Annotated in this window: 22 protein-coding genes and 1 pseudogene; 21 read left to right on the top strand and 2 right to left on the bottom strand. The window is 63.1% G+C overall.

Annotated elements, in window-relative coordinates; genetic code table 11:
- Window positions 1–28 precede the first annotated feature (28 nt).
- From tyrS to yajC, 16 genes are all read left to right on the top strand, one after another.
- Window positions 29–1270, top strand: a complete 1242-nt coding sequence (gene tyrS, locus AACI_RS10485) for a tyrosine--tRNA ligase (protein WP_012811396.1) — start codon at window positions 29–31, stop codon at window positions 1268–1270.
- Between the two features lie 69 nt (window positions 1271–1339).
- A complete protein-coding gene (locus AACI_RS10480; protein ID WP_012811395.1) occupies window positions 1340–2047 on the top strand; it encodes a sporulation protein YunB in 708 nt (235 codons plus the stop codon).
- Between the two features lie 54 nt (window positions 2048–2101).
- Entirely contained in the window at window positions 2102–2881 is a 780-nt protein-coding gene (locus AACI_RS10475) for a LysM peptidoglycan-binding domain-containing protein (RefSeq protein WP_012811394.1), read from the top strand.
- Window positions 2881–3825 (top strand): phosphotransferase, encoded by a 945-nt coding sequence (locus tag AACI_RS10470; protein WP_012811393.1) that lies wholly within the window; start codon window positions 2881–2883, stop codon window positions 3823–3825. The genes AACI_RS10475 and AACI_RS10470 overlap by 1 nt, the downstream gene beginning before the upstream one ends.
- Before the next feature lie 88 nt (window positions 3826–3913).
- Window positions 3914–4795 (top strand): nitrilase-related carbon-nitrogen hydrolase, encoded by an 882-nt coding sequence (locus AACI_RS10465; RefSeq protein ID WP_035468879.1) that lies wholly within the window; start codon window positions 3914–3916, stop codon window positions 4793–4795.
- Window positions 4779–5630, top strand: coding sequence for an NAD+ synthase (locus tag AACI_RS10460; RefSeq protein ID WP_012811392.1), 852 nt, complete (start codon window positions 4779–4781; stop codon window positions 5628–5630). Before AACI_RS10465 ends, AACI_RS10460 begins: the two co-directional genes overlap by 17 nt.
- Window positions 5631–5648: 18 nt before the next feature.
- Complete coding sequence (locus AACI_RS10455; protein ID WP_012811391.1) at window positions 5649–6392, top strand: YebC/PmpR family DNA-binding transcriptional regulator; 744 nt, start codon at window positions 5649–5651, stop codon at window positions 6390–6392.
- Between the two features lie 70 nt (window positions 6393–6462).
- Window positions 6463–6807, top strand: a complete 345-nt coding sequence (locus AACI_RS10450) for a hypothetical protein (RefSeq protein ID WP_012811390.1) — start codon at window positions 6463–6465, stop codon at window positions 6805–6807.
- Between the two features lie 110 nt (window positions 6808–6917).
- Window positions 6918–7472 carry a crossover junction endodeoxyribonuclease RuvC gene (ruvC, locus tag AACI_RS10445; RefSeq protein ID WP_012811389.1) on the top strand — a complete coding sequence of 185 codons (555 nt, stop codon included), beginning with the start codon at window positions 6918–6920 and terminating at the stop codon, window positions 7470–7472.
- Entirely contained in the window at window positions 7469–8095 is a 627-nt protein-coding gene (ruvA, locus tag AACI_RS10440; protein ID WP_012811388.1) for a Holliday junction branch migration protein RuvA, read from the top strand. Before ruvC ends, ruvA begins: the two co-directional genes overlap by 4 nt.
- A gap of 23 nt (window positions 8096–8118) precedes the next feature.
- Complete coding sequence (gene ruvB / locus AACI_RS10435) at window positions 8119–9117, top strand: Holliday junction branch migration DNA helicase RuvB (RefSeq protein WP_012811387.1); 999 nt, start codon at window positions 8119–8121, stop codon at window positions 9115–9117.
- A 74-nt stretch (window positions 9118–9191) separates the two neighbouring features.
- Window positions 9192–9953: an RNA polymerase sigma factor SigI gene (gene sigI / locus AACI_RS10430; RefSeq protein ID WP_012811386.1), complete on the top strand. Its 762-nt coding sequence runs from the start codon at window positions 9192–9194 to the stop codon at window positions 9951–9953.
- A gap of 4 nt (window positions 9954–9957) precedes the next feature.
- A complete protein-coding gene (locus tag AACI_RS10425; protein ID WP_012811385.1) occupies window positions 9958–10824 on the top strand; it encodes an anti-sigma factor domain-containing protein in 867 nt (288 codons plus the stop codon).
- Window positions 10825–10949: 125 nt separating this feature from the next.
- The gene (queA, locus tag AACI_RS10420; RefSeq protein WP_012811384.1) at window positions 10950–12017 is read left to right on the top strand and encodes a tRNA preQ1(34) S-adenosylmethionine ribosyltransferase-isomerase QueA; all 1068 of its coding nucleotides are present in this window, start codon (window positions 10950–10952) and stop codon (window positions 12015–12017) included.
- A complete protein-coding gene (gene tgt / locus AACI_RS10415; protein WP_012811383.1) occupies window positions 11995–13134 on the top strand; it encodes a tRNA guanosine(34) transglycosylase Tgt in 1140 nt (379 codons plus the stop codon). Before queA ends, tgt begins: the two co-directional genes overlap by 23 nt.
- A 2-nt stretch (window positions 13135–13136) precedes the next feature.
- Entirely contained in the window at window positions 13137–13544 is a 408-nt protein-coding gene (gene yajC / locus AACI_RS10410; protein ID WP_012811382.1) for a preprotein translocase subunit YajC, read from the top strand.
- A gap of 69 nt (window positions 13545–13613) precedes the next feature.
- On the opposite strand, the gene AACI_RS10405 is transcribed toward yajC, so the two are convergent.
- The gene (locus tag AACI_RS10405) at window positions 13614–14015 is read right to left on the bottom strand and encodes a TIGR04086 family membrane protein (protein ID WP_012811381.1); all 402 of its coding nucleotides are present in this window, start codon (window positions 14013–14015) and stop codon (window positions 13614–13616) included.
- A 141-nt stretch (window positions 14016–14156) separates the two neighbouring features.
- Here AACI_RS10405 and AACI_RS10400 point away from each other — a divergent pair, with 141 nt between their 5' ends.
- On the top strand, window positions 14157–16319 hold the full coding sequence (locus AACI_RS10400) for a sensor domain-containing diguanylate cyclase (protein WP_012811380.1): 2163 nt from the start codon (window positions 14157–14159) through the stop codon (window positions 16317–16319).
- Window positions 16320–16376: 57 nt separating this feature from the next.
- Window positions 16377–17009, top strand: a pseudogene (locus AACI_RS17155) (DUF421 domain-containing protein); the annotation flags it as partial.
- Between the two features lie 60 nt (window positions 17010–17069).
- Here the strand turns inward: AACI_RS17155 and spoVB are convergent.
- Window positions 17070–18659: a stage V sporulation protein B gene (gene spoVB, locus AACI_RS10390; protein WP_012811379.1), complete on the bottom strand. Its 1590-nt coding sequence runs from the start codon at window positions 18657–18659 to the stop codon at window positions 17070–17072.
- A 139-nt stretch (window positions 18660–18798) separates the two neighbouring features.
- Here spoVB and AACI_RS10385 point away from each other — a divergent pair, with 139 nt between their 5' ends.
- The 3 genes from AACI_RS10385 to secF all read left to right on the top strand — a co-directional run bounded on the left by AACI_RS10385 (window position 18799) and on the right by secF (window position 21357).
- Entirely contained in the window at window positions 18799–19074 is a 276-nt protein-coding gene (locus AACI_RS10385; RefSeq protein ID WP_148213860.1) for a post-transcriptional regulator, read from the top strand.
- A 71-nt stretch (window positions 19075–19145) separates the two neighbouring features.
- Window positions 19146–20447 (top strand): protein translocase subunit SecD, encoded by a 1302-nt coding sequence (secD, locus tag AACI_RS10380; RefSeq protein ID WP_012811377.1) that lies wholly within the window; start codon window positions 19146–19148, stop codon window positions 20445–20447.
- Window positions 20431–21357 (top strand): protein translocase subunit SecF, encoded by a 927-nt coding sequence (secF, locus tag AACI_RS10375; RefSeq protein ID WP_012811376.1) that lies wholly within the window; start codon window positions 20431–20433, stop codon window positions 21355–21357. The genes secD and secF overlap by 17 nt, the downstream gene beginning before the upstream one ends.
- Window positions 21358–21364: the final 7 nt, after the last annotated feature.

Below are 21364 nucleotides of genomic sequence, written 5' to 3'. Positions count from 1 at the left end.
TCGAACGGACGCAGGAGGAGCGAATGAGGTGGCAGTGGAGACCGTGTTGACTCCGGACCAGGAGGCAGAAGTGGCACGCCAACTGGCGATCATTCGGCGCGGGACGGCCGAGATCGTCCCGGAGGACGAATTGGTGCAGAAGCTGAGGGAGTCCGTGCGGACCGGAAGGCCGCTGCGCGTGAAGCTCGGCATCGATCCGACATCGTCCGACATTCATCTGGGCCACACCGTGGTGCTGCACAAGTTGCGCCAGTTTCAGGATCTCGGGCACCAGGTCTTCCTCGTGATCGGGAGCTTCACGGGCCAGATTGGAGATCCCACTGACAAGGCGGAGACACGCAAGCAGCTTTCGGCGGAAGAAGTGGCCGAGAATGCGAAGACGTACGTGGCACAGTTGTACAAGATCCTCGATCCGGAAAAGACGCAGGTCGTGTACAACGGGGATTGGCTCGCGCCGCTCGATTTCGCGCAGGTCATTCGCCTCGCGTCGACCATCACCGTGGCCCGCATGCTCGAGCGAGAGGACTTTCAAAAGCGGTTCCAGGACAATCGCCCCATTCACGTTCATGAGTTTTTCTATCCGCTCATGCAGGCGTACGACTCGGTCCATCTGCGCGCGGACGTGGAATTGGGAGGAACGGATCAGAAGTTCAACCTGCTCATGGGTCGCCACCTTCAGCGCGAGTTCGGCCAGCCCATGCAGGTGGCCGTGATGTTGCCTCTGTTGGAGGGGCTGGACGGCGTCAACAAGATGTCGAAGAGCCTCGGCAACTATATTGGCGTGAATGAGGAGCCCAACAACATGTTCGGCAAGCTGATGTCCGTGCCGGACAGCTTGCTGTTTAAGTACTACGAATTGTTGTCGCTCCGGCCTCAGGACGAGATCGAGGCGATGCGCAGGGAGGTCGAAGCCGGGCGCATGAACCCGCGCGACGCCAAGATGCAGCTCGCCGAGGAGCTCGTCGAGCGCTTTCTTGGGCCAGAGGCGCGGCGGGAAGCCGTGGAACACTGGCGCACCGTCTTCCAAAAAGGCGGCCTGCCGGACGACATCCCCGAACGGCGGGTGGCCGGCGAGGCGCAGTGGATCGTCAAGTGGCTCGTGGACCTTGGCCTTGCCCAATCGAACAGCGACGCTCGCCGCGCCATCCAGGAGGGCGCCGTTCGCCTCAATGGAAATAAAGTGACCGACATGGATGTTCAGTACCGCCCACAGGACGGAGACGTCCTCCAGCGGGGCAAGCGGCAATTTGTGCGGCTGCGTACGGAATGATGGGACATCGGCATCGCGAGGCATTCGCCGCCTCACGCCCGCGTACGTATGGACGAGGGGGTGAGGGCGGTGCCGAAATCCTTTGTGCCTCGACCTGGGCGCGCGGGCCGAACGAGGGAGGCGCGCGCCCAGGGACGGCGCCGGCCAGCGCGCAGATGGTTCGGCTTTGCCCTTGCGTGCTTGGCGGTCATCGGCCTTTCCGTGTTTTGGCTGGAGTGGAGGCTCGCGCCGATGGTGCGCACGGCGTCGGCGTCGCTCGCCGCGCGCGTGGCCACCGAAGCGCTGAACGAGGCCATGGGCGAGGTGCTCTCGTCCTATCCGGACGGAGAAGATCTGGTCAGCATCCGCATGGAACGCGGCGCCAACGGCCAGGCGTTCTCCATCGTCACGTTGGACATGGCAAAGCTCGCCAAGCTTCAGAGCGAAGCCATCCACGCAAGCGAAACCCGCCTTCAGACCCTTCGCAGACAGACCCTCACGTTGCCCGTTCTGCAGGCGCTGTCGGGCTCCATCCTCGCGGGCTACACCGCCACGGTCCCGGTGTCCTTTTCCCTCGTCGGTGCCGTTCATGCGCGCCTCGACGCGGATGTCGCCTCGAAAGGCGTGAATCAAGTCGTGCACATCGTCTACCTCGAGCTCACCGCCGATGTCATGACGATGACCCCCCTCGTCCGATCGCCCGTGCATGTGACGGCGAGATCGCCCGTCGTGTATATCATCATGAGCGGCCCCGTGCCGAACGTCGTCTTTCCCGGCGGAACCGGTGCCACCTCGTAGGCTTGCGCATATACTGCTCTAGCTTCCGCGAAAGCCTAGGAGGTTGGAGCCAGGATGAAAAAGTACGTGGTCAAACCAGGGGAGTCGCTGTATCAGATCAGCCGCAAGACGGGCGTGCGCCTGCCGCTCATTCTCGCCGCGAATCCGCAAATCAAGAACGCCAACGACATTGCGCCAGGCATGACCATCGTCATCCCTGAACTCGGCAAAGGGACCTCATCCAAGCCGAAGCCGAAAAAAGCGCAGCCGAAGTCGAACAAGGCCGTGACCAAACCGTATTTCGGCTACGTTTGGCCGCATACGGTGCAGCCCGGTGAGACCTGGGCCACCATCGCGGATCGCTACAACGTCACCGTGGAGGACCTCGAACACCTGAATCCCGCGCTCGCTTCCCGCGAGCTGACGCCCGGGCTTGTCGTGTATGTGCCGCTCGGCCGCGAGCCGCAGATGCCTTCCGGCGTGCCCGAATCGGCTCCGGGCGCCTGGATGCCCGCTCCCGGCGTCGGCGCTGAGCCATCCCAGCTGATGCCCATGGAAGGCGCGCCCGACGTCTTCCTCGGCGGTCAGGGTCACCAGGGGCACTTGCAGCAGCCGCCCGAAGTGATGCCCGATGAAGGCGTCGAGCCGTGGAACCCGCACGAGGCGGAAGCGCCAGCATTCGAAGGTCAGGGCGCCGCGGGCGAGATTCCAGGGGACGAAACGCTGCTTGGTCCCGAATACGACGGGGGTCCGCAGATGGATCAACCGTACAGGCGGGCGGAGGCGATGCTGCCGGAGACCGACGAAGAGGGTTGGTCCAAGCCGTTCGTCGTGCGCGTGGGGAACGATGGGTGATGGATGTCGGTGAAATGGCCGATCTCGTCCGCCGCGCGTACGGCATTGAGGCCGACGCCATCGTGCACAAGCGCACGGTCTGGGGCATTGTCGCGGGGACGTCGCGGTATATCCTGAAGCGCGCACGTCCCCAGGACAGCGAGGAGCGCCTTCGGGCGCTCGCCGACGTCCTCAGTCACTATCCGCGCCTGGGCGTTGCCGCCGCCAGGCCCCTCGAGACGGTGCGCGGGACGATGCGCGTCTCCGACGGGCGCGGCGTGTGGTATTATCTCCAGCCTTGGCTCGAAGGCCGGCATGTCGACGCGAGCGACGAATCGGAGCGCCTTGCCGTCACACGAGCGCTGGCGCGGGCCCAGCGCGCCGCGCCGGCAAAAGGTGCGCTTCTCGCCTTACAAACCGCCACGCTGCGAGACAAATGGCGGGCGAAGCTCCAGCTCCTCGAAAGGCTCAAGGCCATCCCGGTGGAGGCCGAGATCGCCGAGTCGCTCCATCGCATCGCTGCTCGCGCCCGCGCCGTGTACGCATCCTATCTGGACGAGGCGCGTCGCCCGCTCGCCTTCTGTCACCGCGATCTCGCGCCGCACAACGTGCTCGTCGGCCCAGGCGGGAGCGTGATGTTCATCGATTTCGATCACGCCGGTTACGACGATCCATTTTCCGATCCCATTCAGTGGGTGAGCCACGTCGCGTACCTCGTTCCTCTGTGTTCCGGCGCGTATCGGCGGCTCTGGCTCGCCTACGCGCAGGCGGCGGAACTGGATGAGGCGGAGCTCGTGTCGCTCGTGAGGCTCGGCGCGTGGCCGGACATCGCGCTGCGCGCGCTCGCGGAGGCGTTTCGCGGAGCTCAATCTGCGAGCCGGATGTGGCGGCTTCGCTACGCGCTCAGGTGCGAAGAGGATCGCGCTCGCCTGCACGACGCCTGGCTGCGCGAGCTGGAAGCCTGATACGCATCCGGGCCGCCGCCAGGCGCTTTCTTCCGTTTGCTCGGTGCACCATGTATACTGTTTGGGTACGAAGTCGACGGGTGGGGGAATGGACGTGGCTTGGTCGGCGTTCCGCGTCGCCATTGCGCAGTTTGCGCCCAAACTGGGCGACGTGTCCGCAAATTTGAGCCGGCATCTCGATTACGTGAACGAGGCCAAACGAGCGAACGCGCAGGTGCTCGTGTTTCCTGAACTCGGGCTCACCGGTTATCAGACGCAGGATCTGACGCTCGAGGTGGCGCGCCATGTGAGTCACCCCGACATTCAGCGCCTCATTCAGGCGAGCAGAGATCTGGATGTGCTGTTTTCCTTCGTCGAGGAGACGGACGACTGCCGCTTTTTTGTGACGGCGGCCTACGCGTCCGGCGGCCGCCTCGTGCACCGGCACCGGAAGCTGTACCTTCCTACATATGGAATGTTTGACGAACGCCGCTACTTTGCGCCGGGCGATCGCGTCCGCACCTTCTCCGCGCAAGGGGGACAAGCTGGCGTTTTGATCTGCGAAGACGCGTGGCATCTCTCAAGCCCTTATCTTCTCGCGGTGCAGGGCGCGTCCGTGATTTATGTGCCGGCCTCCAGCCCTTGGCGCAACACGATGGCCGCCTCCGATTTCGGTTCGCACGCCTTCTGGCGGCAGCTGCTGCAGGTCTACGCGCAGCTGTGCGGCTGCTTTTTCGTGTTCGCCAACCGCGTCGGCTACGAGGACGGCGTGCATTTTTACGGAGGCAGCGGGGTGATGGGTCCGGACGGGGAATGGGTGGCCGAGGGGCCCGCATCCGAAAGCGCGATGGTCGTGGCCGATCTCGACTTTCGGATGGTGCGGCGGGCGCGCTACACGACGCCGCTCATGCGCGATGAGCGCGTTCGCCTAGTACTCGCCGAGATGCAGGAGGCTGTGCGCAGGAGGTCGACCGATGAGGCCGGAGATTGAGGCGAAGCTGACGTTGAATCCTTCGCTCGTCACCTCGGTGCTGACGGGGTTTCTCCGCGACGAGGTGACGAAGGTGGGCTTCCAGAAGGCCGTGTTCGGCCTGTCTGGCGGGATCGATTCGGCGCTCACGGCGTTTTTGGCGGCGGAAGCGCTCGGGCGGGATCGTGTGCACGCGGTGCTCATGCCGTACCGGACGAGCAATCCGCAGAGCCTCGAGGACGCGCTCAAGGTCGTCGAGGCGCTCGGCATTCCGCACACGATCATCGACATCACCGCGCCCGTGGACGCCTATTTCGAGCAGGTGGACCGGGTCCTCGGATACGAGGCGAACGCGCTCCGGCGCGGCAATCGAATGGCGCGGGAGCGGATGGTCACGCTGTACGATCTGTCTGCCGCCATGAACGCACTCGTGCTTGGCACGAGCAACAAGACGGAGCTCTTGCTCGGCTACGGCACGCAGTTCGGCGACATGGCGAGCGCGCTCAATCCCATTGGGGATTTGTACAAGTGTCAGGTGCGCCAGCTGGCCGCGCACCTGGGCGTTCCGCGGAGCATTTTGGAAAAAGCGCCGAGCGCGGATCTGTGGGCGGATCAGACGGATGAGAAGGAACTCGGCTTCTCGTACGACGAGGCGGACGAGATCCTGTACCAGTGGGTGGATCTGCGGATGTCGCCGGACGAGATCGTGAGCCGCGGCTATCCGGAGCGCCTGGTGCGGGCCATCGTCGAGCGCGTCCGGCGCAATCAGTACAAGCGGCGCATGCCGATCATCGCCAAGCTGTCGGGGCGCACCATCGGCCTCGACTTTCGGTATCTGCGCGACTGGGGAACTTGATGCTTGGAGTGAATGGACATGGCGGGACATTCGAAGTGGCACAATATTCAGCGGCGAAAGGGCAAGCAGGACGCCATTCGCGGGCAGCTGTTCACCAAGCTGTCCAAGGACATCTACCAGGCGGCGCGCGAGGGCGGCGGCAATCCCGAGACGAACTTCCGGCTGCGCGTCGCCATCGAGCGGGCGCGGGCGAACAACCTGCCCATGGAGAACATCCAGCGGACCATCGCGAAGGCGACGGGGCAGCTCGAAGGTGCCACCTACGAGGAGTTGCTCTACGAAGGGTATGGCCCGCACGGGGTGGCCCTGCTGCTCGAGATCCTCACGGACAACCGGAACCGCACGGCGGCGGAGGTTCGGCACCTGTTTCGCAAGCACGGCGGGAATCTTGCCGAATCCGGCGCGGTGGCGTGGATGTTTCAGCGGTTCGGGGAGATCGTCGTGCCCAAGGACAAGGTGGACGCGGATGACCTGATGATGGTGGCGCTCGAGGCGGGAGCCGAGGACGTGATCGAGCGATCCCGCACGTACGTCGTGAAGACGACGCCGGACAACTTCCGCGCCGTGCGGATGAGCCTCGAGGAGAAAGGGATTCCCTACGAGGAAGCGTCCCTCACGTACGAGGCGTCGACGAAGATGGATCTGCCCGAGGAGGCACTGGAGCAGGTGTACGATCTCGTCGAGGCCCTCGAGTCGCTCGACGACGTGCAGACCGTGTTCACGAATCTCGACACGGGCGACGACGAGGAAGACGACGAGTAGGTGCATATTTGTCTCGCATGTGCGCACGTTAACCTCTGAACCTTCTCGGTGAGACGGGAGGCAGGTTCAGATGGCCATGCGAAAGGGTGGCATCCGCGCGATGCTCGCTGCCTTGTGCGCCTGCGCCTCGATGGCGTGGGGCGCGTCTGTGGATGCGCACGAGGCGGTGTCGGCGAGCACGGACTTCGGATCGCATCATCGCGTCCACCATCCAGCGCGCCGCGTCATTCTGGTCAACGAGACGAACACAGGCGCGATGGTGATCGAGCGTCGGCGGGTGGCGGACGATGCCGTGGTGGCGTTTGCGGGATCGAGGCCCGCTTGGCGACTTGACCTTCCCCTCAGCTATTACTTCCTCACGCCCGTGTATATGCGCGATCCCGGCGGGCGGATTCCGGGCGATCGCTCGGTGTGACGCGGCGATCGCCCTGTTCTCATCTCGTCCTTCTATTTTCCATATCTGTATGGGTAGGAGTTTCGAGGGTCCGTGGCGAATGACCATAGTGAACAAGAGGAGGAGCGAACGTGGAGTCCTTGCGCATCCTTGGCGTGGACCCGGGCTTGGCCCGGCTGGGATTCGGCATTATTGAGCGAGGGCCGGGCGATTCGCTCCACCATGTGGCGCATGGTTGCATCGAGACGGGCGCGGACACGCCTTTACCTGAGAGGCTTCGGCATATCTTTCAACAGTTGACGGAGCTCTGCCGCACACATCGGCCTGCGGTCATGGCGGTGGAGGAGCTGTTCTTCAGCCGCAATACGACGACGGCTTTCACGGTCGGCCAGGCGCGCGGCGTGGCCCTGTTGGCGGGCGCGGAGGCGGGGCTTGCGGTGATGGAATACACGCCGATGCAGGTCAAGCAGGCTGTGACAGGGTATGGTCGGGCGGACAAACGGCAGGTTCAGGAGATGGTGAGACTCCTTTTGCGGTTGACGAGCGTGCCGAAGCCTGACGACGCGGCAGACGCGCTGGCGGTCGCCATCGCGCACGCGCACGCTGGGCGCATCGGCGAGCTGGAGGCGAGACTGGCTGCAGGCAAGCGGACGGGCTGGGTGTGGGAACGGGGGCGTTTTCGGTGATCGCTTTCTTGCGGGGGCGCGTGGCGTTCCTCGGTCCGGGTTATGTCGATCTCGACGTGAGAGACGTGGGCTACCGCGTGCACGTGTGCGACCGCACACAGGCGGCGCTGAACCTCGGTGACACCGCATTCTTGTATACACACCATCATGTGCGCGAGGACGGCTGGGCGCTGTACGGCTTCGAGACAATCGAGGAACGGGCCCTGTTTGAACGCCTGGTGGCGGTGTCCGGGATTGGACCCAAGCTGGCGCTTCAGGTCATTGGCGCCGCAGGCGTGGGCGAGATCGTCGCGGCCATCCTGGCGGAGGACGCCGAAAGCTTGAGTCGCCTGCCTGGCATCGGCCGCAAACTCGCGAGTCGGTTGGTCGTGGAGTTGCGCGAGAAGCTCGACGACTTGGCGCCCGCTGCCTTGCGCGCCCCCGCTCCCGCGTCTAGCCCGCAGGGCTCGGCGGCGGAGGACGCGGTGTCGGCGCTTGTCGCGCTCGGGTACCGCCCTCGGGAGGCCGAAGAGGCGGTGTCTGCGGTCGGCAGAGGCCGCCAGTCCGTCGAAGACACCATCAAGGCGGCGCTGACGTATCTGTACGCGCGAGACGCGCGAACCGAGCCGCTGTCGCAACCGTAGCCGAGGGATGAGGAGGTGGCCGGATGGACGAGCGATTGATTTCTGCCGAATGGATGCGCGAGGACGCGCAGCTTGACACCATTCGCCCCCGTTTTCTCGACGACTACATCGGCCAGCGCGCCGCCGTGGAAAACCTGCGGATCTTCATTCAGGCCGCCAAGGAGCGCGGAGAGCCGCTCGATCACGTCCTGCTGTACGGTCCGCCCGGCCTCGGCAAGACGTCCCTCGCGATGATCATCGCCAACGAGCTCGGCGTCCAAATCCGGGTGACCTCCGGTCCGGCCATTGAGCGCGCGGGCGATCTCGCCGCCATCCTGACGAATCTGCAGCCGGGCGACGTGCTGTTCATCGACGAGATCCACCGCCTGTCGCCGAGCGTCGAAGAGGTCCTCTATCCGGCCATGGAGGACTTTGCGATTGATATCGTCATCGGCAAAGGTCCAAGCGCCCGCTCGGTGAGGCTGGATCTCCCTCCGTTCACGCTGATCGGCGCCACGACGCGCGCGGGGCTCCTGTCGCACCCGTTGCGCGACCGTTTCGGCGTGATGCTGCATTTGGACTACTATCCGGTGCGCGATCTCGCCGAGATCGTGAAACGCAACGCGCGCATTCTCCAACTCAGCATCACGGAGGACGGGTGCGCCGAGATCGCCCGCCGAGCGCGGGGAACGCCGCGAATTGCGAATCGGCTGCTGAAGCGGGTGCGCGATATCGCGCAGGTCGCGGGCTGGCCCGAGATCGACGCGGCGAGGGCCGCAGAGGCGCTCGCGCAACTGCACGTGGATCCCCTGGGGCTCGACGCTACCGACAAGCGGATCCTGGAGGCGGCGATGGACAAGTTCGGCGGGGGCCCGGTCGGGCTCGACACGCTCGCGGCCGCGGTCGGCGAGGAGCCCTCGACGCTCGAGGACGTGTACGAACCGTACTTGCTCCAGATCGGCTTCTTGAAGCGGACCCCGCGCGGCCGCGTCGTCATGCCGTCCGCCTACCGCCACCTGGGGCGCGCCGTGCCTTCAGGCTGAGCAGAGCGCCGGCTATCCATCGGCACCCCCGTAAACGCGGGGCCGGGAACGAATTCATGAGGTGAGGTGGGAGCGTGGGCGTTCTCCCGTTTCGCGGAAGGTCGTTAGACGAACGAAACGAGTTGGCCCGCTTGCTCCAAAGTGCGAAAGCCGGAAACGCGCACGCGCGCAATGAGCTCATCGCCCTGTACATACCTTTTATCCTGCGCATCGCGTCGCAAACGGCCAAGCGGTATATCGATCCGCACGCGGATGACGAGTACAGCGTGTCGCTGGCGGCATTCAACGAGGCCATCGATCGATATCAGGATGAGCGCGCGGCGTCATTTCTGACCTTTGCGGAAACCGTGATCCGGCGGCGCCTCGTCGATTTCTTTCGAGCGCAGCGCCAACATCGCGCGCGCCTCCGCCCGTGGAGCGAGTTTGATCAGGCCGACGAGGACGATCACGTCTCGAACTGGGTCGAGGTGGCGTCCTCCATTGCGGAACATCAGCGCCGGGAAGAGGCCGCCATGCGGGCGTACGAGATCGAAGAGTACGCTCGTCGTCTGGAAGAGTTCGGGTTGTCGTTCAGGGAGTTGGTCGATCTCTCGCCCAAGCACGAGGACGCGCGCAGAAACGCCCTCCTGTGCGCCCATGCGATTGCGTCCGATCCCGAACTCGTGGCGTACGTGTATCGGCGCAAGGCGCTGCCGCTGCGCCAGGTGGAGGAGCGGGTCCGCGTATCGCGCAAGACGCTCGAACGCCAGCGCAAGTACATTCTCGCCATGGTTCTCTTGTTGTCCGGTGACTTTCCCATGTTGAAGTCGTTTCTTCTCAGGGCGGAAGGGGATTGACGTCATGAGTGTGCGAGTCCGGGGTCGCGCCGTCGTGGTGGAGCTCCAGGGCGATCGCGCCATTTTGCTCACGGACGACGGAGCCTTTGTGAAGATGGCCGCGAGGCCCGGCATGTCGGTCGGGGACGTGATCGACGTGAGCGTCCGTGGACGGGCCGGCGGCGGGTGGCTGCGCGCTTGGGCCAGACGCCGTGTGGCGCTTGGGGCCGTTGCGGCCTGCGCCCTCTGCGCCGCGATCGGAGGGGGCGCCCTGTCCATGGCCGGGTGGGGCGCGCGGCCCCACGCGCTCGTGTCGGTCGATGCCAATGCCGAGTGGAGCCTTGCCGTCGACCAAAACATGCGCGTGGTGTCCGCGAGCGCGTACAACGCGGTGGGCCAGTCCGTCCTCGAGCACGTGCGCGTGAAGGGCAAACCGCTCGCGGACGCGGTCCGATCGCTCGTCGGTGAGCTCGCGGTCGAGGGGCAGATGCCGCGAAACGACAGCGTCGTGGTGGCCACCACCTCCCTCGACGGCGACGACGCCGGCTCGGATATCGATCGCGCCGTGATGAGCGCCATTCAGGGCGCGACGCAGGGCGAGGGCAACGTGTACAGCATGGCCTTGTCGCCGACCGTGTGGAACCAAGCGCTGGCGAATCACGTGGCACCTGCACAGTACGCGAGCTATCTTCTTGCGCAAGAGGTGGGCGTTCACGTCCATCTGAGCGATCTGAGTTCGGCCAACGTCCAGACCGTGGTGGCGCAGGCGCACGATCTTCACACGGCGCTCGAGGGATTGAACACGGGCAACTATGACGAAGTCGCGAGCATCGTGGAAGCGGCCCTGAGCCAGCCTTTGAATTCCCGCAGCGAGCCTCGGTATAATGGGTGATGCTCGTTCGTCCCACACGACATCGCCCGTGGGCCATGAAACCATGAGACGAAACGGGCTGTCCCGGTGTGCCGGGGCAGCTTTTTTCGCGTTGACCATCCAATGACCTCTTGGGAGGAATGCTCGTGCGCGTCGAGGACTTCGATTATGAACTTCCTGAACATCTGATTGCGCAACAACCGCTGCCAGAGCGCGACCAATCCCGGCTGCTCGTGGTCGATCCGGTGGATCGCGTCGTTCGACACCGCATCTTCGCTGAAATTGTCGAGGAGTTGAATCCGGGCGACGTCCTGGTGATGAACGACTCGCGCGTTCTGCCCGCGCGCTTGCACGCGTTCAAGCCCGACACGGGCGGGCACGTCGAGCTTTTGTTGGTTCGTCCGGTCGACGATCAACCGAACACCTGGCAATGCCTGGCCCGCCCCGCGAAGCGGGTTCGCGCCGGCCACCGACTGGTGGTCGGCGAAGGCGACGGGCGCGTCGAGATGGAGGTCGTGGGCGAGGAGGACGAGGGCATACGGCTCGTGCGGTTCCACACGAATGAGTCCGTGATCGACGTGGCGCATCGGCTGGGTGAAATGCCCCTTCCGCCTTACATTCATGAAAAACTGGAAGACCAAGAGCGGTACCAGACCGTGTACGCGAAACGCGTGGGATCGGTCGCCGCGCCCACCGCGGGCCTCCATTTCACGGAGCGACTGCTGCAGAAGCTTCGGGACAAGGGCGTGCAGTTGTGCCATGTCACCCTGCACGTGGGGATCGGGACGTTCCGCCCGGTGCAGGTGGAGAACGTGGAAGAACACCGCATGCACAGCGAATGGTACGAAGTCAGCCCGGAGACGGCCGAGATGGTCAACCAAGCCAAGTCCGAAGGCAGGCCGGTCATCGCGGTCGGCACCACGGCGCTCCGGACGCTCGAGGCGGCGGGTCAGTCGGGCGTGCTGGAGGCGAAGCAGGGGGAGACCGACATCTTCATTTATCCGGGCTTCAAGTTCCACATCATGGACGGGCTCATTACCAACTTCCACCTGCCGAAGTCGACGCTGTTCATGCTGGTGTGCGCCATCATGGGCACGGACTACGCCAAGGCCGTGTATCGCGAGGCCGTCGAGCGCTCGTATCGATTCTTTAGCTTTGGCGACGCGATGTTCATCAAGAGGAGGGCGGACGTTGCAGGTACCAGTGAGGTATGAACTCCTCAAGCGGTGTTCCCGCACGGCGGCGCGGAGGGGGCGGCTCTACACGCCGCACGGCGTGATCGACACCCCGGTGTTCATGCCGGTCGGGACGCAGGCCACGGTGAAGACGATGGCGCCGTGGGAACTGGAGGAACTCGGCGCGGGCATCATCCTGGCGAACACGTACCACCTTCACCTTCGCCCGGGCGAGGACATCGTGCAGCGCGCCGGAGGACTGCACGGGTTCATGCAGTGGAAGGGCGCCATCCTCACGGACAGCGGCGGGTTTCAGGTGTTCAGCCTCGCGAGCCTGCGGAACATCAGCGACGAGGGCGTTCAATTCCGGTCCCACATCGATGGCAGCCCGCGCTTCTTTTCCCCCGAGACGGTCATGGCCATCGAAAACGCGCTGGGGGCAGACATCATCATGCAGCTCGACGAGTGTCCGCCCTACGGCGCGACGAGATCGTATTTGGAGACATCGCTTCGGCGGACCCTCGCGTGGGCTAAGCGGTGCAAGGAGGCGCACGCGCGCCCGGAGGAGCAGGCGCTGTTTGGGATTGTGCAAGGCGGAGAGCACTTGGATCTCCGGCGGCAAGCCGTGGAGGCGTTGGTGGAGCTCGACCTGCCCGGCTACGCCATCGGCGGGCTCAGCGTGGGCGAGCCGAAGCCGCTCATGTACGAGATCCTGTCGCACGTGGCGCCGCTCTTGCCCGAAGAGAAGCCCAGGTATCTGATGGGCGTGGGCAGCCCGGACGATCTGTTCGAGGGCGTGGAGCGGGGCGTGGACATGTTTGACTGCGTCCTTCCGACGCGTATCGCGCGCAATGGAACGGTGTTCACTTCGACGGGCAAGGTGGTGATGAAGCACGCCCAGTATCGGGATGATTTTCGTCCTATCGATCCGTCCTGCTCCTGCCGGGTGTGTCGTACATTTTCGCGCGCATACATTAGGCACCTCCTGAAGGCGGAAGAAATTCTCGGCGTGCGGCTGACCACGTATCACAACGTGCACTTTTTGCTCAACCTGATGAGGGAAATCAGAAAGTCCATCGAGGAGGACAGGTTTTTGGCGTTCAAGCGCGAATTCTACAATAGGTACGGCTATACATCTGAGCGAGAGGGCGTGTGAGTTTGAAGGGTAGCAGCAGCATTCTGTTTTTGATTCTCCTGATTGTGGTGTTTTACGTGCTCATTTTGTTGCCGCAGCGGCGGCAGCAGAAGAGCCGCGCGGAGATGATGAAAAAACTGGGGCCCGGGGCGCGGGTCATGACGGCGGCGGGACTGTATGGCGAGATCGTCGCGATGCAGGGCGATATCGCCATCGTTCGCATCGCAGATGGCGTGGACGTGGAGATGGATCAGCGTGCCATCGTGCGCGTCGTAGAGGAAGGCCGTGATGTGGAACACGAGGAAGCCGTGGACGAGGCGGAGGACCGCGGGCTGGACCACGGTGGCGAGGCGACCGCTGAGGGTCATGAGGGCGCTTCGGACGCGGAGCGCGAGTTCGAGGAGCACCGCAAGGAGCACGGCGGGGTGTGATGAACCTGGATGGGGAGGTCGGTCGCGCGTCCATACGGCCCATCGGCCTCCCGCATCCCGCGGCGGGCGTTACGAGCGAACCCACGCGCTGCCCATGACTCCTCCAAATGCGCCGATGACGGACATGAGAAGGATGCGAAAGAGACCGCTTGCGTCGAAGGTGAACGTGTTATCGACGAAGAGGCCGATGGCGACCATGATGACGGCGTAGAGGAGGCCGGTGGCCCCACCGTGAAACCATCCACGCCCCTGGCCTTGGCGCGCAGCCGCGATGGCGCCGAACAGGACGGCCAGGCAGTGGATGACGTACGCGGCCGTTGTGATCCGCTCGGGGCCCCACTCGCCGTAGTGCGCCATCAAGAAGACGACGAGGGTGCCGCAAAGGGCGACGCACAGGCTCCAGACGGTACCATATACGACGGGGATGGCGCGGAGCACGTCGAATCGGTGGCCTTCGTTCCATCTCGACACGGCGCATCACTCCTGGTACAAGTTTCTCTACACGATATTCGGCGAGATCTGCGATTATGATCTTGTCCGCCGAGAGATGAACTGTTTATACTGGAAACTTGAAGAATTCGAACGGGCGCGGGTTGGGGTGGGGGTGTCGGTATGGCGGAAGGCATACCGCTCAAGCGACAAACCGTGTACAGTCTGATCGTCGGAATCTTCGGGTGTGGAACGGCGCTCGTGGGACTCCCGGAGCTCCGATCTGTGAATATCTGGTTTTTCATCGTCATGCTGGCGCTCGCCTGCCTGGTTGAGGCGATGCCGGTGCCGCTCCGGCTCGGATCCGCCAGTCTGACCCCGGCGGTCCTGTTCTCCTATGTGGCGCTCGACGGGCGAGAAGAGGCGATGTTGTGCGCCATTGCGGCCGCCTTTGTGCCTGCGATGAGGCGCCACTGGGATCTCGAGACTGTGTTTTTCAACGCCGGACAATATGCGCTCTCGACGTTCGCCATGTGGTGGGTGCTCCGTCAGCTCGTCTCCCTTCCTTTGATCCGCATCGACGCGCTCGCTGTGGGCGCTCTGCTTTTGTCTGCGGCGGTGTTTCTGGTCGTCAATCACGCGTTTGTGCAAATCATTCAGTGGCTGCGGGGAACGCTCCTCTGGTCAGCCGTGTGGGCTGCGCTCGTCACGGATCTCATCAACCTCGCGCTCTGCATTCCGTTCGCGCTGCTCGTCGTCATGCTGGATTCCACAAGCGCGTGGCTCGCGCCCATCATGGTGCTGCCGCTTCTCATGTTGGCCTACATGCTCCGTTCTCATCGGCAGGCCATGGACTTGCAGGAGATTCACGAGTGCCTCGCGAACCTTGCGACCGAGTTTGACATGCGGCAAATCGCCCTCGAAGCCGCGCATCTCGCCCGGAGGATGACGTTGGCCGACTGTGTCGCGGTGTTCGTCATCGATGGTCGCGGGTGTCTCGTCCCCGCCGCCGTCTACCCGCGTTCGTACGAGGCCGAGTTCTCCATGGAAGGCTGGCCGGAATCGGAGGGCGGCGTTATCTGGAAAACCATCCATCAGCGCGATCACGTCATTGTGCCGGATGTGCGCAAAGACTCGCGCGTGCGCTTCTTGGGAGAAACGCCGACCTTTTTGAGCATGGCCATCTTCCCCATGCATGCGCATCAGAAGGCGCACGGCGCGATTGTCTGCTACGCGAAGCGCCCAAAGGCGTTCAACCACATGCACGAGTACATGGACGCCTTGGCGAACCAGGTCTCCGTGCTGCTCGAGAATGCCAAGCTGTACCAGGAGCTTCAGGACCGGTCGTTCCGCGACGAAGCCACAGGGCTTTTGAATTACCGGTATTTCTACGAGGAGCTCTCTCGGCGCGTTCAGGTGTCGCTACGGGAGAATCGCCCGGTTTCCGTGCTGATTGTGGACGTGGACTTCTTCAAGCGATTCAACGACACGTACGGGCACCTGGCAGGAGATGTGGTGCTTCGCGAAGTCGGGCGCATCCTCGAGCGGCACGCTGCGCCAGACGGCGTGGCGGCGCGCTACGGCGGAGAAGAGTTCGCCGTGCTCCTGTGGGCCAGCGCACGCGAGGCGTACGAGATTGCGGAAGCCATCCGCCAGGATGTGTCGAAGCTCGCGGTGGACTTCGAAGGATATCATCTCCAAGGTATCACGGTCAGCATCGGCATGGCGACCTGCCCGGATCACAGCGAGTCGGATCGCGATCTTCTCGTCAAGGCAGACAGCGCCATGTACTGGGGCGCTAAACAGCGCGGGCGCAATCGAACCGCCATGTATGCCCCTGAATTCGACACGCAGTTGTTCGTCGATCCTCTGACGAGCCTGTACACTCATCACTTCGTGAACATTCGCGTCCGAGACGAGATGGCGCACGGCACGACGTGCTGGGGTGTCATTTGTCTCGATCTCGTCAGGTTCAGCGAGGTAAACGCCGCGTACGGGTTTGAAGCAGGGGACGAGGTGCTGCGCCAGGCCGGGGTCGTCATTCGTCAGGTGTTGCGACACTCCGAGCTGGCTTGCCGATATGGCGGAGACGAGATGCTCATCATCATCCCCAACGTCTCGGAATTGGAGCTCGCGGGTATTTGCCGTCGAGTCACGCGGGCCATTGAGCAACACCCCTTTCACGTTGGAGAGAACACGCTCTCCGTTCGCGTGGCCTGTGGTATGGAGGTCTACGATGTGGTCCAGGATGGCGCGGACCTGTTCAACCGGATTGAGGAACTGTTCGCGCGTCTTCACGCCCCTCTGCACGTGAGCGAGCCCGAATCCCCCTCGCACTCCGTCTAGGCGGCATGGAAAAGCCCCTTCTCCGGGCATACTGCCAAGGTGAGGAGGGGCTTCTCCATGCCGCACATACCCCTGTGGCAGTTTCCACTCCGCGCCTTGGTTCTCTATCTGATGGTGATGGTGGCCCTCCGCATTATGGGCAAGCGCGAGATCGGCCAGCTATCCGTCTTCGATCTCGTCGTGTCCATCATGATCGCGGAGCTATCCACGCTGCCCATGGAGGACCGCCGCGTTCCGATTTGGGAAGCCGCAATTTCCATTGGCTCGCTCGTGTTGTTTCAACTTGCAGTCGCCCTTCTTCAGATGAAAAGTCACCGGTTTCGTCATTGGATTGAAGGGGAACCTTCGGTTCTCATTGCGCATGGCCGCATTTGCGATCGGGAAATGCGGCGCATCCGGTACACCGTTCATGATCTTCTGACGCAGTTGCGCGAGCAGGGCTATGCGGATGTGGCGGATGTGGAGTTCGCCATCCTGGAGACATCCGGTCAATTGAGTGTCGTGCCGAAGCCGGAAGCGCGTCCGCTGACGCCGCGCGATCTCGGCATCACCGCCGAAGAGACCGGTCCTGCGCTCACCGTGGTGGTGGACGGCAAGCCGGTTCAGAGCGCGCTCGAGCGATTGGGGCAAGACGAAGCGTGGCTGCGCGAACAGCTTCGCCTTCGTGGCCACGACTTGGAGCGCGTCTTTTATGCGCGCGTCAACGGGCGCGGAGAATGGTGGATCGACGACAGGGACGCCTCTTCGCGTTCAGATCGCGAACGGAAGATGCCGGACGACCGCGGCAAGCCAGGGTCCCACCTTGGGCACGCGCTCGACGGCGCGCGAGGTGAGGACGCGGAGCGAGCAGAGCAGCGCGAAGTAGAGCATCAGTCCGCCCACGAGCGCCAGCAGGAGAGCTGACCCAGAAAGGGACGAGCCTGCCCGGAACGTGATCAGGAGCATGTACGCGAGCATCGCGGCGGAGGCGACGCCAATGCGCACGACGGAGGTGGTCCGCATCTGAAATCCGATTTCCCGAACGACGGCGATCAGGTGAAGCGCGGCGGTGAGCGTGAACGAAAACGCGGTGGCGATGCTCACGCCGAGAATGCCGAGCGAAGGGCGTGTGGCGAGCACCAGGATGACGGCCAGCCGCGCCACGCCGCCCACGATGGAGTTGACCATCGCCGTTCCCGCGCGGTTGAGCCCTTGTAAAATCCCCGTCAAAGGCGATTGAAGGCAGAGCATGAACACAAAAGGCGCCATGATGGCCAACATCGGGCCGACGTGAGCGTCTCCATAGATGGCCCTGGTGAGCGGCGCCGCAAAAAAGGTGAAGACGATGGAGGCCGGAAACGAGACCATCGCCGTGACGGTAATGCTCTGCGACAGCCGGTGTCGAATCCGTTCCACGTTCCCCGACGCTTGGGCCTCCGCCACGGCCGGCACCAGGTTTGTTGCGAGCGAGGACGTCACCACGGTCGGGAAGACGAGCAGCGGAATGGCCATGCCCGAATACGCGCCGTACAAGGCCGTGGCCTGCTTGAGCGGCACGCCCGCCATCCCCAGCGCGCGCAGGACCAGGATGGGTTCGGTTGCCGACAAGAGCGACCAGATGAGCCGGCTCGCGGTGACGGGCAGCGACAGCTGCGTGATGGCCCGGAGCGTCGCTCGCATCGGCTCCGATGTGCGCGCGTACGCAGGTTCTGGCACGACCTGATCCATGCGCGCGCGCCGCCGCTGCTGCCAGATGAGAAACAAGAGTCCGGACAGCTCACCCAGAACCATCCCGACCATCGCCGCCATCGCGGCATATGCCAACGAGAACCGCACGAAATATGCGGCCAATGCCCATATGCTGATGATGCGCACGGATTGCTCCAGGATGGACGCCCACGCGGTCGGGGTCATGTCCTGAATTCCCTGGAAATAGCCGCGGTATAGGCTTGCCACGGCAATCACGCCCACCACGGGGATCATGGCGAGATACGTGGGGTACGCTCTTGGGTCGGTGAGCCAGTATTGCGCGACGACGTGACGGAACGCGTACATGACGCCCATGCAGAGGGCGGCGGATGTCAGTACACATGCGGAGGAGATGCGCATGACGCGGCGAACGCGGTCCACGTCTCGCTTGGCCACTGCCTCGGCCACCAGTTTCGCGATGGCTAGCGGAAACCCCATCGTGACAAAGGTGAGCGCAAGCCCCAAAATGGGAAAGACGATTTGAAACAGGCCCATGGCCTCTGCGCCGATGAGGCGCGTCAATACGATTCGGTATATAAATCCCATGATGCGCGTCACGATGCCGGCAATCATGAGCACCAGCGCGCCTTGCAGGAACGTTTGGCGGCTCAAGCGACCTTCCCTCCCGTCCATGGCCCGCAAGCGGCCTACGCTATTGCCTATGCCGAGAGGCATGACGGTAGTCCACTTTTGCGGTCAGACAGGATTTTTCGCGCGCGAGATGGAATTGTTATTCGCACGCATCGGAGGGATGGCGGTGGACGATCCATTGATGCACCCGGAGCTTCGGCCCTACGCGGATCAGCTGAAATTGCTTTGTGAGGCGAAGGTCGAAGAGTTCCGCCTCATGGGCTATGACACGATCGATGTCGACTCATTTTGGGCCTACATCTGCACAAAACTGCCCAGGCCGCTGTCGCTGCACCGCCTGGTGGACGTGGTGTTGTCCGCCAAGCCCAACGACTATATGACGTATGTGACACTCGGCGCCCTGCGCGGGGATCTCGGTACGCCGGATGACGTTTGACGTCGAAAAACGTCCATCGGTATACTGGTTCATGTTATGCACGTGGAAGTGGCGGACAAGGAGGACTTACCATGAAATGGGGGCGCCTCTTGGCGTTTCTCGCGATGGTGGTTGTCGTACTCGGCCTCACCATCAGCACAGGTCCAAAGATATGGAAATCAATACCTCTCGGCCTCGATTTGAAGGGTGGCGTGGACCTGCTCTATGCAGTGGATACACCGAAGGGCCATCCACTCGACAGCACGGGCAAAGCGGCGCTCGTTCGCGCGATTGAAATGCGCGTGAACTCGCTCGGCGTGTCGTCGCCCATCATTCAACTCGAGGGCCGCAATCAACTCGGACAAGATCAGATTCGCGTGGAAGTCGCGGGCGTGAAGAATCAACAGGAGGCCGTGAGTGTCATTGGCGCCACGGCGCAGCTCGCCATCTACGGGAGCGCCAAGATTGACCCCAAGACCGGAAAGATTGTCCCGGTTGGGCCACCGCTTGCGACCGGAGCGGACCTCAAGTCGAATGCCCACTGGGTGGTGGATCAACAGACGGGTCAGAACGCCGTCGCGATCGAGTTCAAGAACGCGAGCCTCTGGACAAGCATCACCAAGCGGTATTTGCAGAAACCCATCTACGTGTTTCTCAACGGCCAGTTGCTGACCAACCCGGTCGTCGAGCAGGTGATGTACACAGGGCAGAGCGAGATTTCTGGTGGCAATCTGACCACGCCGCAGGCGTGCATCGATCTCGCCAATGAACTCAATGCGGGCGCCTTGCCCTATCCGCTCACGCTCGAAAGCGAGACGAGCGTCGGGCCCACGCTTGGGGCCACCAGTCTGCACCGGACGCTCATCGCGGGCGTCATCGCAGTGGTACTCATCTTCGCGTTCATGATCGCCGCGTATCGCATGGCGGGGCTGATTGCCGACATCGCATTGGTGGCGTACGGCTACCTCACACTCCTGACGTTCGCCGGCCTGCACGTCGTGTTGACGCTGTCGGGGCTTGCTGCCCTCATCCTTGGCGTCGGCATCGCCGTGGATGCGAATATCATTACGTATGAGCGAATCAAAGATGAGGTGCGAAACGGGCGCAGCCTGCGATCCGCCGTGCGCATCGGCAATAAGAACGCGTTTCGCACCATCGTCGACTCCAATGCGACCACGTTCATCGCAGGTCTCATCATGTATATCTTCGGCGGCGAAGGCGATGTCCGCGGATTCGCTGTGGCGCTGATGGTGGGCATCATCGTGAGCCTTTTGACGGCCGTGCTGTTTGCCCGGGCAATGTTGTTGACGTTCACGGCGGCGCAGGCGGTCAAGAATCCTTGGTGGTACGGCGCGCCGAGAGGGGTGGTGAAGAGCCGTGAAGCCAAGGTTTGATATCATCCGGGCGAGTCGCTGGTTCTTTTTGCTGTCCGGGGCCATCACGGTGGCCGGCGTGATCGTCTTCGCCCTTTTCGGCTTCAACCTGAGCACGGATTTCAAATCGGGATCCGAGGTCCAGTTTGAGCTCAATCAGCGGGTGCCCGAGGCTCGGGTGCGCCAGATGTTTGCATCCATTGGGCTGCCGCTTGGCGACACGAGCCTGACGGTGGGCGGCATTCAGCAGAATGTCGTGATGGTCACGTTGCCCGAGCAGCTCACGGCGAAGCAGATCAGCGAGATTCAAGCTGCGGAACACCGGTTTTTCCCTGACGCGAAGCAGGATATTCAGGTCAACTCGGTCGATCCGTTTGTCGCAGAACAGACGGCTCGCAAAGCGGTGTACGCCGTGCTCGCCGCGGCTGCGTGCATCGTCGTGTACATCGCCATTCGCTTTGAGTTCCGCTTCGCCATCTCGGGGATCATTGCGCTCCTTCACGACGCGTTCATCGTGCTTGCGGCGTTTGCCCTGCTTCGACGCGAGGTGGATTTGACCTTTGTGGCTGCGCTTCTGACGATTGTGGGATACTCCATTAACGATACGATCGTCATCTTCGACCGTATTCGCGAGAACCTGAAGATCGACAAACCGGAAACGGTCGACGAACTGCGGGCGGTCGTCAACAAGAGCCTCTGGCAGGTGATGAACCGATCCATACGCACGGTTCTCACGGTGCTCATCGCGGCCGTCATCCTCTATTTCTTTGGCGGCATCTCCATCCGCAACTTCACGTTTGCGCTCATCATCGGGCTGGTGAGCGGGGCGTATTCGTCCATCTTCATCGCGAGCCCCATATGGGTGGCGTGGCGATCTCGCTCGATGAAGAAGGCCACTCGCGGCGACAAAGCCGCACCGATTCCGGAGTGACGGCAGG

This window comes from Alicyclobacillus acidocaldarius subsp. acidocaldarius DSM 446 (assembly GCF_000024285.1).
Taxonomy (GTDB): Bacteria; Bacillota; Bacilli; order Alicyclobacillales; family Alicyclobacillaceae; genus Alicyclobacillus; species Alicyclobacillus acidocaldarius.
Note: the sequence above shows the minus strand (reverse complement) of the source record. Positions and strands in the feature narration are given on the sequence as shown.

Bases quoted from the DNA above. Each gene is read 5' to 3' on its own strand.
- AACI_RS10475 (WP_012811394.1), top strand. From the start codon at position 2,102: ATGAAAAAGTACGTGGTCAAACCAGGGGAGTCGCTGTATCAGATCAGC.
- AACI_RS10470 (WP_012811393.1), top strand. From the start codon at position 2,881: ATGGATGTCGGTGAAATGGCCGATCTCGTCCGCCGCGCGTACGGCATT.
- AACI_RS10465 (WP_035468879.1), top strand. From the start codon at position 3,914: ATGGACGTGGCTTGGTCGGCGTTCCGCGTCGCCATTGCGCAGTTTGCG.
- AACI_RS10460 (WP_012811392.1), top strand. From the start codon at position 4,779: ATGAGGCCGGAGATTGAGGCGAAGCTGACGTTGAATCCTTCGCTCGTC.
- AACI_RS10455 (WP_012811391.1), top strand. From the start codon at position 5,649: ATGGCGGGACATTCGAAGTGGCACAATATTCAGCGGCGAAAGGGCAAG.
- AACI_RS10450 (WP_012811390.1), top strand. From the start codon at position 6,463: ATGGCCATGCGAAAGGGTGGCATCCGCGCGATGCTCGCTGCCTTGTGC.
- ruvB (WP_012811387.1), top strand. From the start codon at position 8,119: ATGGACGAGCGATTGATTTCTGCCGAATGGATGCGCGAGGACGCGCAG.
- AACI_RS10425 (WP_012811385.1), top strand. From the start codon at position 9,958: ATGAGTGTGCGAGTCCGGGGTCGCGCCGTCGTGGTGGAGCTCCAGGGC.
- AACI_RS10400 (WP_012811380.1), top strand. From the start codon at position 14,157: ATGGCGGAAGGCATACCGCTCAAGCGACAAACCGTGTACAGTCTGATC.
- AACI_RS10385 (WP_148213860.1), top strand. From the start codon at position 18,799: ATGGCGGTGGACGATCCATTGATGCACCCGGAGCTTCGGCCCTACGCG.
- secD (WP_012811377.1), top strand. From the start codon at position 19,146: ATGAAATGGGGGCGCCTCTTGGCGTTTCTCGCGATGGTGGTTGTCGTA.